Below are 12163 nucleotides of genomic sequence, written 5' to 3'. Positions count from 1 at the left end.
CTGTTGCGGCAACGATAGTCTGGGGGTTGCCCCACGCCAAAATAGCTCGATGCCAGGTCTATTCTTACCACAAACCCCCCTCCCCCTTCACACCGGGGGGGGTTTTGTTTTTTTAAGATTCTAACTACTTACAAAACAAGCAAAGTCTACCCACGTGGACTACAAGTTCAAGTATGTTAAAGTACATCACTTTTCCAACCCGGAAAACATGGGAGTGAGATATGAGAACAAACCCCTGTGCTTCTAAGCTATTCTAAACACATTGGATAAAGTTGGCATGATCAGGATATGATACCAGGGTCTTAATAATTTTGTTTGGCAACCTTATCTATTTACTCATACAATTTTAGACTAGGTGAAGTTTGTAAAAACAGAGTCCTAAATTAATGAGTCAGTTAACAGGTCAGGGTGTAAGAGCTATCACTAAACCACAAATGGTAGATCGGATAAATGATATCGCTTGGCAAGCTCACCAGGGTAGCGTTGCTGCGATTATTCAACTATTGAACGAAAAGCTAGTTATGTCTGGTGTCAGAACTAGAGCGATTTTTGCTGATGGTGTATTACAACTTTTGTGTGAGGCTGCTACAGTAGAACAACTTGAGCAATCTCTTCTGGTACAGCAAATTCAGCAAATTCTTGATTCAACTGCACCACGTAACATTCGTAAAGTCAATATTAACAGTCGCATTGTTAGGGAAGAGCAATTATTGTGGCTAGAAGAAATTAACCGTGGTCGGGAAAATCAATTACTTTGGTCACAGGAAATTACACTATCTCCGCCTGGTTTTGTCAAACAATTCATTCAAGATTTTACAGGAGCCTATGCTGAATCAGGAAAACAGATTCTACCTCAAGCTCAATCTTTACTGACTAACAAATATAAGCACAAACATTCAGCAAAGAAGGGGATAATAGGGACGGCTGGTTTATGCACAATGCTTTTGCTGGCTTGGCTGGTTAATTCCGGTTTAGGAAATACAATCAAGAATTTCATCCCGCTAGACTTTTTGCCATCTTTTAAAACAGCAAACGAGATTAAATCACAAGTATCATCCCGTACTGTTAACAAAGGCCTTTCTAACGCCTCTAATAATTCATCAGATGACGCATTTGCAGATGCTGTGAGATTTGCCAACCAAGCTTCTGCTTCTGGTAAAACAGCTACAACTTCAACTCAGTGGTTGGAATTAGCTGCTACATGGCAACGGGCTTCTGATTTAATGGGTAAGGTTCCCCCTAATCATAGCCGCTATAAAGAGGCAAAAATTCGGACTAAGTTATACAGGGAATATAGTGAGGCAGCGCAGAAAGAAGTGGAGAAGATTAAGTCAACTCCTGCGGGAAATTAAACATCCCAAAATGGACTACACATCAAAATCTAAAATCTATGTAGAGACTGTTCCTGAAAAGTCTCTACAATCTATGACATTCTACCTAAACACTCATTTCTAACATCCGTTGCATGGGACGCAATGCAGCGAGACGGATATCCTCTGACATGGTGATTTCAGGGGTGCGATTTTTCATGGCTAAATACAGCTTTTCTAAGGTATTTAACCGCATAAACGGACATTCGTTACAATCGCAATTATTCTGTGGGGGCGCGGGAATAAAATGTTTATCAGGTGCTAGTTTTTGCATCTGGTGGATGATTCCTGGCTCTGTAGCCACGATAAACTCCTGTGTAGGACTTTTTTGACAATAATTAAGTAAAGCGGCTGTAGAGCCAATAAAGCTGGCATGACGCAAAACGCTGGTTTCACATTCTGGGTGTGCGATCGCTTCAGCTTGAGGATGTGTAATTTTTAATTGAACTATTTTCTTTTCGGAAAAAGTCTCATGGACAATACAGCTACCTTGCCATAACAGCATCTCCCGTCCTGTTTGTTCCATCACATACCGTCCTAAGTTCCGATCTGGAGCGAAAATAATCGGCTGTTCTTTGGGTATTTGCTGGACGATTTTGACAGCGTTGGAACTGGTGCAGATGATATCGCTCATGGCCTTAATTTCGGCAGAGCAGTTAATGTAAGAAATTACCAAATGCTCTGGGTGTACGGCTTTGAAAGCGGCAAACTCGTCTGGAGGACAACTATCTGCTAAAGAGCAACCAGCATTTAAATCTGGTAACAACACTAATTTATCAGGATTAAGAATTTTGGCTGTTTCAGCCATGAAGTGAACACCGGCAAAAATAATTACATCTGCATTGGTATTTGCTGCGGCTTTGGCTAATTGTAAAGAATCGCCAATAAAGTCGGCAATATCTTGAATATCGGGGTCTTGATAGTAGTGCGCTAATATCACCGCGTTGAGTTCTGTTTTCAGATCCTCAATGGCAGCAAATAAATCTAGTGGTAGTGTACCTTGTGGTCGAGCAAGTGTAGTTGTAAACACAATTAAGAACTGCTTTTTTGTACAAATTATTATCTTGTGGATTCAATTATAGTAGTTTTTACCAAAAATAGTAGGCGGTTGATGTTGGCAATTTATGCCCAAATCGAGTGGAGTTTCATATGCTGGAGATATACGGCTTTTTAAAGTGGCATGACCAGTCAGAAAACTCAATCAATAACCCTCAAAATTGCTGTAATTGGCGATGTTCACGACCAATGGGAAGTAGAAGACGGCATAGCACTCAAGCAGCTTGGTGTTGACTTAGTGTTATTTGTTGGAGATTTTGGGAATGAGTCGGTGGAAGTGGTAAGAGCGATCGCTTCCCTGGATATTCCCAAAGCAGCGGTAATGGGCAATCACGATGCCTGGTACTCGGCCACTGAATGGGGACGCAAAAAATGTCCTTATGACCGCACCAAGGAAGACTGGGTGCAGGAACAACTAGATTTATTGGGAGTGTCCCAAGTCGGTTATGGTAAGTTGGATTTTCCCCATTGGAATTTAACTGTGGTGGGTGGTCGTCCTTTTACCTGGGGTGGACCAGAATGGAGATTTGCGGAAATCTGTCAGGAACGGTATGGTGTCTCTAGTCTAGAAGAGTCCGCAGATAAAATCGTCAAAGTAGTGAAAAGTGCTGCTTATGACAATATTATTTTTTTAGGACATAATGGGCCGAGTGGTTTAGGTGATCGCCCTGAAGACCCCTGTGGTAAAGATTGGCATCCTATAGGTGGTGATTTTGGTGATCCTGATTTAGCGGAAGCGATTTCTCAAAGTCTCAACATGAAGAAAACAGTTTCTCTAGTCGCTTTTGGTCATATGCACCGCACCCTACGCCATACTAAGAAGCTGCAAAGAAAAGCTGTGTTTAGAAGTCCAGAGGGAACAATTTACTTAAATGCCGCTACTGTACCCCGGATTATTGAGGAAGATGGTATAAAGTTACGGAATTTTTCTCTGGTTTCTTTAGAGAATGGTGTGGTAACAAAAGCTTCTCTCGTTTGGGTCGGTAAAGACTTCCAGGTGGCTGCTGAGGAAATTTTTTATAATTCTTCGGCTTCAGTAGTGCCAATTGCGTAATTATAGGTTATAGTATTATTTGTCAGTTTTTGTGTTCCACAATCTGACAAATAATTTGGAGAGGTGGCAGAGTGGTCGATTGCGCCTGACTTGAAATCAGGTGAAGTGAAAGCTTCCGGGAGTTCGAATCTCCCCCTCTCCGTTGAATGGATTTTTATCTCACGCTCCAGACGCAGAGTCACTCCAGAAGAGCGCAAGAGTATGATCTGAAAGCGTTAATTTTGCTGTGAGCGCTATTACTTACGCAAACATACTCAAGTATCATAGGTCTATCCTATAATCCCACATCAGTATATTCTCACTGGTTCACTACCCATCAGCAATGATACCTTGACGGCATTAACCATTTTAGGCACATAAGAAAATGGCTGTAGGCATCGAAGAACAGGGTAGCAAATTTATCACCACTGAAGCAATCAAGAATCAAGATGGAGAACAAAAAGTTTGGGATGCTATTCGCAGTGCTTTTGCTGATAGAAACTGTATTGGCTATTGGCGTTATCCCATTTTTTCCAAAGCTGGAGAAATTAGAAAAGAGCCAGATATCTTAATAGTTGATAGAGAATTTGGTGTAGTCGTAATTGAAGTCAAATCTATTAATATTGACCAAATTGCCGCTATTAATGGTCAACAATGGCAATTAGAGAACAGTGATATCACGGAAACCAATCCTTATCAACAAGCAGAACACCAACTGCGAGCCTTAATATCATATAGTGATAGAGAAACAGCACTTTGGCGGAAAGTTAATGGTAGAAATATAGTTGCACTACCGCAAATTACCGCAGAACAATGGCAACAAAAAGGCTTTGATAAATTACCAGATATTCCACCAATTATATTTCAAGACCAATTAGGAAAAGTTGGTTTATTGGAACGCATTCAACAAGCTAATATTGTCATTCCTGGAACAGAATTAGAAGATAAAGATTGGGAATTATTGCTATCGGTGATTGGCGGTACACCTGTACTTCGTAAACAACCCCGTAATCAAGTTACTACTACAGGTAAAACCCGTTCTAGTGTCATTGATAGTTTACGAGAAAAACTCTATGAAATAGATTTACAGCAAGAACATATTGGTAAAGAAATTCCTGCGGGACCCCAACGTATTCGCGGTATTGCAGGTTCTGGAAAAACCGTGTTGCTATGTCAAAAAGCCGCACATATGCACCTTAAGCATCCAGACTGGGATATTGCTTTAGTCTTTTTCACTCGTTCTCTCTATGATTTAATGATTGGTTTACTCGACCAATGGATCAAGCGTTTTAGTTGTGGTGAAATGCACTATGATCCAAAAACTAACTTTAAATTACAAGTATTTCATGCTTGGGGAGCAAGAGAACAACCAGGTTTATATAGAACTATTTGCGAATATCATGGTAAAAGACCGGGAACTGTGCAAAATACTAATGAAAGACAGCCAAATCGAGGTTTAATAGATTTAAGTAAACGGCTATTGGAAGAAATTACTATTGAACCGATGTTCGATGCTATTCTCATCGATGAAGGTCAAGATTTAGTAGCTGAAGATGATTTGAAATATGAAGATAAACAAGCTATTTATTGGTTAGCTTATCAATCTTTACGTCCTGTAAATGAAGACAAGCCAGAAGAAAGACGCTTGATTTGGGCTTATGATGAAGCGCAAAGTTTGGATAATTTAGTAGTACCGAAAGCCAAAGAAGTATTTGGCGAAAAATTAGGTAATTTACTGAATAAACAACCCCAATATCCAGGGGGAATTAAACGTTCTGAAGTCATGCGCCGTTGTTACAGGACTCCGGGGCCAATTCTCACATCTGCTCATGCTATTGGTATGGGTTTGTTACGTCCAGAAGGGATGCTGACTGGTATTACTAATAAAGATGATTGGAATAGAATTGGTTATGAAGTGAAAGGAGATTTTCGACGAGTTGGTAAACCGATAACTGTTAATCGACAACCACAATTTTCACCAAATCCTATTCCTGAACTTTGGGGAAAACCTGTTTTAGAGTTTGAAACCTATGGTTCTCGTGAAGCGGAAATGACGGCTTTAGCTGAGAACATTATGCACAATATTGTCCATGATGGACTCAACCCCAGTCGTGATATTTTAGTTTTGGTTTTGGGTTCAACTTATGAAGCAATGGAATTAGAAACTTATGTCGCTAGTTTCTTAATGGAATACGATATTGATGTTTATATTCCCACTGCTTTAAAGTTAAATGATTTAGTTCCCCAATATCCTCAGAATGACCCTGATAAATTTTGGTGTGATGGTGGTGTGACGGTATCACGTATCACTCGTGCTAAGGGACACGAAGCGGATATGGTTTATGTAGTAGGTTTTGATAATGTGGCGCGAAATGAAAGTGATGTTAATTTCCGTAACCAGTTATTTGTGGCTTTAACGAGGGCGCGAGGTTGGGCGAATCTCAGTGGTGTTGGTAGTTATCCTATGTATGATGAAATGCGAAAGGTAATTGCTAGTGGGGAAAGTTTTACTTTTACTTACAAGCGTCCGCCTAAGCGGGATATTGGGGATGGTGATTAGGTTCAAATTTGGTAAAGTAAAAAAATTAGGTGGTAAAAAACCACGAAATAAAAGGATTTTCTTCCCCCTAATGCGCGAGGGGGTGGGTGTAAAAAATCCGGTTTCTCAAAAAATGGCTGAAATCAAATCTAGATAAGGCTTTGATTGATTTTTTCTGTCTACACCCTCGCGCACCTTACACAGTAAGGTTTTCAGCGTTTTTCACTCTTGACACTTTTGCTGGAATGGACTATTATTATCTCATCCGCGCAATCGAACCTTGAAAACTACATATATATAGGCTTTCAGACTGCCGCTATTGCAATTTAAACTAATCCCTATTAGGGATTGAAACCGGTGCTAGATCCATTCATCAACACTTGGGTCAGAATTGCAATTTAAACTAATCCCTATTAGGGATTGAAACTCTGATTTTCCAGCACGCCAATTCATTTCCCCCATCTCGTATTGCAATTTAAACTAATCCCTATTAGGGATTGAAACAGCGTAGCTATCGCTCAATCACTGCTTTGTAGTATTTTAAAATTGCAATTTAAACTAATCCCTATTAGGGATTGAAACGGCTAAGTGGGTGTATATCCTAAATGCGTAAATCGTTATTGCAATTTAAACTAATCCCTATTAGGGATTGAAACAACTGGTAAACTCAATTCAGCAAAAGCCAAATTTTTAATTGCAATTTAAACTAATCCCTATTAGGGATTGAAACTCGCTAACAGTTAGGGGGGACAGTAAAAATATTCTCCAAGAATTGCAATTTAAACTAATCCCTATTAGGGATTGAAACTAAATCCCGCAACCTCTGTATTAAAGACAGAAAAATTATTGCAATTTAAACTAATCCCTATTAGGGATTGAAACTATGAGGGCGTTCTTTATGCAGCAGGTCACAAAACAAATTGCAATTTAAACTAATCCCTATTAGGGATTGAAACGTGGCAGTAATTGCGCTATATACACAAACGGAATTGCAATTTAAACTAATCCCTATTAGGGATTGAAACTTTGATGGCATCAATAATAAATCCGGTTGGGTTCTATTGCAATTTAAACTAATCCCTATTAGGGATTGAAACTTTTGCATCTTTTATCTCAAAAGAAGAAGCAAGGAATATTGCAATTTAAACTAATCCCTATTAGGGATTGAAACTCAATCGCACAAATCATCTTTGGTTGCTGGCATATTGCAATTTAAACTAATCCCTATTAGGGATTGAAACATTATAGCTTTCATGAGTTGAGAAACTTATGGGTAAAATAATTGCAATTTAAACTAATCCCTATTAGGGATTGAAACTCAGAACAAAAAGGAATTACAAAATCACACGGTTATTGCAATTTAAACTAATCCCTATTAGGGATTGAAACATTGAATTCCTCCTAAACAATAAAACAATTCTTGTATTGCAATTTAAACTAATCCCTATTAGGGATTGAAACGTTTATTCTTTCATCAGGCGTTCCAGCGTCTAAATAAGTATTGCAATTTAAACTAATCCCTATTAGGGATTGAAACCGTATGACTGATGTGGAGGTGTAACTAGTGGCCTATTGCAATTTAAACTAATCCCTATTAGGGATTGAAACACTCCAGTTTTTGGTACTGAAGAGGTAATCACTAATTGCAATTTAAACTAATCCCTATTAGGGATTGAAACTCCTCTCGATGAAATAATGGAAGAAACTATCCAAAAAAATTGCAATTTAAACTAATCCCTATTAGGGATTGAAACTGCCCCCAAATTACCAGCTGGGGACAAGATGAAATTGCAATTTAAACTAATCCCTATTAGGGATTGAAACAGGGTAGAAAGACTCTATTTTGAGATAGTCTTTATTGCAATTTAAACTAATCCCTATTAGGGATTGAAACAATTGGCTTCTAGTTTCGTAGTGCTTATACTTGCCTATCAGATTGCAATTTAAACTAATCCCTATTAGGGATTGAAACTACACAGTCAACCATCATAAAAACCAAAGGTGAATGACACCATTGCAATTTAAACTAATCCCTATTAGGGATTGAAACGACCTTAAACCCTACATCGGTAGTTATGGCGTGGGAGATTGCAATTTAAACTAATCCCTATTAGGGATTGAAACTTGACAATCAATAACGGTGAGGCAACCGTTAGCGTTCCAAATTGCAATTTAAACTAATCCCTATTAGGGATTGAAACTCAGTATCAAAGGGTAAATCTATTGGCGTGGATATATTGCAATTTAAACTAATCCCTATTAGGGATTGAAACTAGTATCTCAAGAAATGAGGCGAGAGACGTTAACTAATTGCAATTTAAACTAATCCCTATTAGGGATTGAAACAAATAAAATTTGCATTTTTCTAAAAACTCATAGATTGCAATTTAAACTAATCCCTATTAGGGATTGAAACAAACGGAACATCTATTCCTGAATAATTATAATCTTGATTAAATTGCAATTTAAACTAATCCCTATTAGGGATTGAAACCTGCCCAATTAGCGGCGATCGCCACCGGGATTTTAATTGCAATTTAAACTAATCCCTATTAGGGATTGAAACTTTTAAAGAAGTACCAATACTGCCAACGGCAGATTGCAATTTAAACTAATCCCTATTAGGGATTGAAACACGCTGTAAACAGCGTAACAGGTAAAGTAAAATGAATTGCAATTTAAACTAATCCCTATTAGGGATTGAAACCTATCAACAAAACTAATAATCCCAAACGCAAGCTTGATTGCAATTTAAACTAATCCCTATTAGGGATTGAAACATGACAATTACAGCAGTTTTGGGTGAAATTGGCTCTATTGCAATTTAAACTAATCCCTATTAGGGATTGAAACCCCTAACTGATAGTGGAAAACAATTAACTATCAGCAAAATTGCAATTTAAACTAATCCCTATTAGGGATTGAAACTCTTTGCTTTCTACTTGGATTCAGCTTTACAAATTGCAATTTAAACTAATCCCTATTAGGGATTGAAACTATTTTTTGGGGTTGAATATCACTCTTAAGTTGATTAATTGCAATTTAAACTAATCCCTATTAGGGATTGAAACTGAGTTCGGGCAGAGATGCCAAGTAGCGCTTCGCATTGCAATTTAAACTAATCCCTATTAGGGATTGAAACCCTAATAAAGGAGTAATCATTGAATTAAGAAAAGGATACATTGCAATTTAAACTAATCCCTATTAGGGATTGAAACTACAAAAATGTAATAGACTGGATAAAGAATAATCCATTGCAATTTAAACTAATCCCTATTAGGGATTGAAACCATTTGAGCGCTGGATTCCAACCGAGTCTAGTGAATTGCAATTTAAACTAATCCCTATTAGGGATTGAAACTTTTTGGTGGTACAATTTGATCCATCGTAGATTGCCATAAAATTGCAATTTAAACTAATCCCTATTAGGGATTGAAACTATCCCAATTAATGAAGCCAGCAAATCTATCTCATTGCAATTTAAACTAATCCCTATTAGGGATTGAAACTCTAAATCTATTTATAATAACCCGGTAGGAGAACAATTTTAATTGCAATTTAAACTAATCCCTATTAGGGATTGAAACAACAAAAATTATTTTCTCTGACTGGAACAGCAAATTGCAATTTAAACTAATCCCTATTAGGGATTGAAACTTCTAATTCTCTGTAGCTCCTTTTGCTCAGGTGATAAATATTGCAATTTAAACTAATCCCTATTAGGGATTGAAACAGAAGTTTTGAAAATAAATTAAGTAATGAAAAATGGAAATTGCAATTTAAACTAATCCCTATTAGGGATTGAAACTAGCTCAACACTGCCTATAAGCCAATTAAGAAGATTATTGCAATTTAAACTAATCCCTATTAGGGATTGAAACTGCATTTTCAAGCATGGATTCAAAATTAGAAAATTGCAATTTAAACTAATCCCTATTAGGGATTGAAACTTCTAATTGCGATCGCTTTATCAGCATTTTCAATAATTGCAATTTAAACTAATCCCTATTAGGGATTGAAACAACTCTCGTAGTCAACTTCCTATCTTAGAAACAGTTGAATATTGCAATTTAAACTAATCCCTATTAGGGATTGAAACTTGACCTTACATTTAATACTTGGGAATGGCAGCTTAATTGCAATTTAAACTAATCCCTATTAGGGATTGAAACCAAAAATAATTAGGCGTTAGCCTTGTAACATTAAAATTGCAATTTAAACTAATCCCTATTAGGGATTGAAACGCTCCTAAATGGCATGGTGATGACATTACTCTTCTTTATGTTGCAATTTCACATAATCCCTATTAGGGATTTTCTCGTTCCCATACTCTGTATGGGAATGAATTTTAGAAGGCTCTGCCTTCTTTGTAAAGTGGAGTCAGAGACTCCTGATAGCATTCCCAGTCTGAGACTGGGAACGAGATAACCTACATTTTGCTATAAACAAAAACTGGAACTCTTTTATAAGCAGGTGTACCACTTTGCGGATCAATTTCCGCTTTAAATAAAACATTAGTTTCAGGATAAAACATAAAAGCTACACCTTCACGAATTCCCCCACAAATAATTTCAATATTGTTTAATTCTCCCGCATTCCCTTTAACTGTAATTCGTTGATGTTCCTGAAATCCTGCTTTTTTGACATCCAAACTATTCATTAAAATACAATAACGATGGGGCATATTTCGATATTTATCTTCACTGCGATAAACTACAGTATTATGTTGTCCATAACTGCGTCCTGTTCCCAATATGACTATAATTCCTGACTGATTTTCTGAAACTCCAAAATCAGATTTATTCGGTAAAGATAATTGCGGTAAAGGTGTGACAAACATCTGCGCTTTACCATCAGATGTGGGAAATTTAGGTTCTTCTAAAATCCGTCCTGCAATGATAAATTCTTCTTTAGTTTGATCAATTTCACCTATTTTTTCATAACCAGGAATGGTTTTAGCAATTAAGTCTCTCACATAAACTGTATCTTGTAATTTACGCCAATTTATCGGTGTTTCTCCATGTAAACGATGAGCAATTTCTGTAATTAATTCTATTTCCGAAATTAAATCAGAATTGTGTGGTTGTAAATGACTTTTACCTTCATCATTTAAACGCACAAAGTTATTACCTGATTCTGTTGTGGTTTTATGGGGATTTTCAAATCTATTGAAGACTGGTAATATCAAAGTTTGCGTTTTAGCTAATCCGTGAAAATGTCCTAAATTCGGTTTTGTAGCTACATAAAAAATAGTTTCTATTTGCGATAATGCCTGTTTTGCTTGCTGTAAATCTGGGTTAGCTGCATACAAATTTCCCCCTAAACAAAATAGTGTATCTATCTTTCCTATTTCTGCTGCTTCTATTAAATCACGGGTATGATAACCAGGAGTTTCGCTGATGGGTTTTCCTAATAGTTGCGATAGTGCTTGTTTGATTTCTTCTCGCAAATTGACGGTGACACCCATTGAACCAAATCCTTGGACGTTGGAATGTCCACGAATTGGCATTGTTCCTGCACCAATTTTACCAGCATTACCTGTAATTAAGGCTGTATTTGCTATACTTAAAATATTATCAACTCCGTTTGCTTGTTGAGTTACTCCCATAGCCCAAGCAAAAACTATACGCTCTGATTGACCTATTAAATAAGCTGTAGCTGTGATTTCTTCTTGAGATAAACCACAGATTTTAGTAATATTTTCCCAAGGAGTATTTTGGGCATAATTTATAATTTGTTGCCAGTTTTCTGTATAAGAATTGAGATATTCTGTTTTTATCAAATTCTGTTCAATTAGGGATTTTTGCAACCCGACAAATAATGCGACATCACTACCAGGAATCGGTTGCAAATATAATGATGATATATCTGAACCTCCTGTCAGTAATGATTTAATGGGAAATGCAGGAGAGGCAAATTTAACTAAACCGATTTCTATTTGGGGGTTGATAATAATTACTTTACCGCCTCTTTCTCGCAATTTGATTAATTCGTTCATCAATCGCGGATGGTTTGCAGGTGCGTTAGAACCAATTAAAACAACACAATCACTATGTTTGAGGCTCAGGGTAAGAGCATCTCAATTAGGCTTGACATAAGGGATGAGAGGAATCTAATGTAGAGTCAATGAAACAGGAACTGAGAACTCGAATCATATAATTGTTA

At 37.2% G+C, this 12163-nt stretch carries 4 protein-coding genes, 1 tRNA gene, 1 pseudogene and 1 CRISPR repeat array; of the genes and pseudogenes, 4 read left to right on the top strand and 2 right to left on the bottom strand.

Going from position 1 to position 12163, the window contains the following annotated elements:
• Window positions 1-386: 386 nt before the first annotated feature.
• Entirely contained in the window at window positions 387-1352 is a 966-nt protein-coding gene (locus H6G59_RS26555; RefSeq protein WP_422603190.1) for a hypothetical protein, read from the top strand.
• Between the two features lie 85 nt (window positions 1353-1437).
• On the opposite strand, the gene nadA is transcribed toward H6G59_RS26555, so the two are convergent.
• Window positions 1438-2400 carry a quinolinate synthase NadA gene (gene nadA, locus H6G59_RS26550; RefSeq protein ID WP_190720953.1) on the bottom strand — a complete coding sequence of 321 codons (963 nt, stop codon included), beginning with the start codon at window positions 2398-2400 and terminating at the stop codon, window positions 1438-1440.
• Between the two features lie 150 nt (window positions 2401-2550).
• On the opposite strand from nadA, the gene H6G59_RS26545 reads away from it, so the two are divergent.
• The 3 genes from H6G59_RS26545 (at window position 2551) to H6G59_RS26535 (ending at window position 6019) form a co-directional block, all read left to right on the top strand.
• Complete coding sequence (locus H6G59_RS26545) at window positions 2551-3480, top strand: TIGR04168 family protein (protein ID WP_190720950.1); 930 nt, start codon at window positions 2551-2553, stop codon at window positions 3478-3480.
• A gap of 57 nt (window positions 3481-3537) precedes the next feature.
• A tRNA-Ser gene (locus H6G59_RS26540) sits at window positions 3538-3622 on the top strand.
• A gap of 222 nt (window positions 3623-3844) precedes the next feature.
• Window positions 3845-6019, top strand: a complete 2175-nt coding sequence (locus H6G59_RS26535; RefSeq protein ID WP_190720947.1) for a DEAD/DEAH box helicase — start codon at window positions 3845-3847, stop codon at window positions 6017-6019.
• A 297-nt stretch (window positions 6020-6316) separates the two neighbouring features.
• Window positions 6317-10242: a CRISPR direct-repeat array (repeat unit 37 nt; unit sequence ATTGCAATTTAAACTAATCCCTATTAGGGATTGAAAC).
• Window positions 10243-10427: 185 nt separating this feature from the next.
• On the opposite strand, the pseudogene H6G59_RS26530 reads toward H6G59_RS26535, so the two are convergent.
• Window positions 10428-12062: pseudogene (locus H6G59_RS26530) on the bottom strand (FdhF/YdeP family oxidoreductase); the annotation flags it as partial.
• Window positions 12063-12163 lie beyond the last annotated feature (101 nt).

This window comes from Anabaena lutea FACHB-196, assembly GCF_014698305.1.
Lineage (GTDB): Bacteria > Cyanobacteriota > Cyanobacteriia > Cyanobacteriales > Nostocaceae > Anabaena > Anabaena lutea.
The sequence above is the reverse complement of the archived record's forward strand: the minus strand, read 5'-3'. Positions and strand labels throughout refer to the sequence as shown.

Coding starts and splice junctions, on each gene's coding strand:
- H6G59_RS26555 (WP_422603190.1), top strand. CDS start 387: ATGAGTCAGTTAACAGGTCAGGGTGTAAGAGCTATCACTAAACCACAA.
- H6G59_RS26545 (WP_190720950.1), top strand. CDS start 2,551: ATGACCAGTCAGAAAACTCAATCAATAACCCTCAAAATTGCTGTAATT.
- H6G59_RS26535 (WP_190720947.1), top strand. CDS start 3,845: ATGGCTGTAGGCATCGAAGAACAGGGTAGCAAATTTATCACCACTGAA.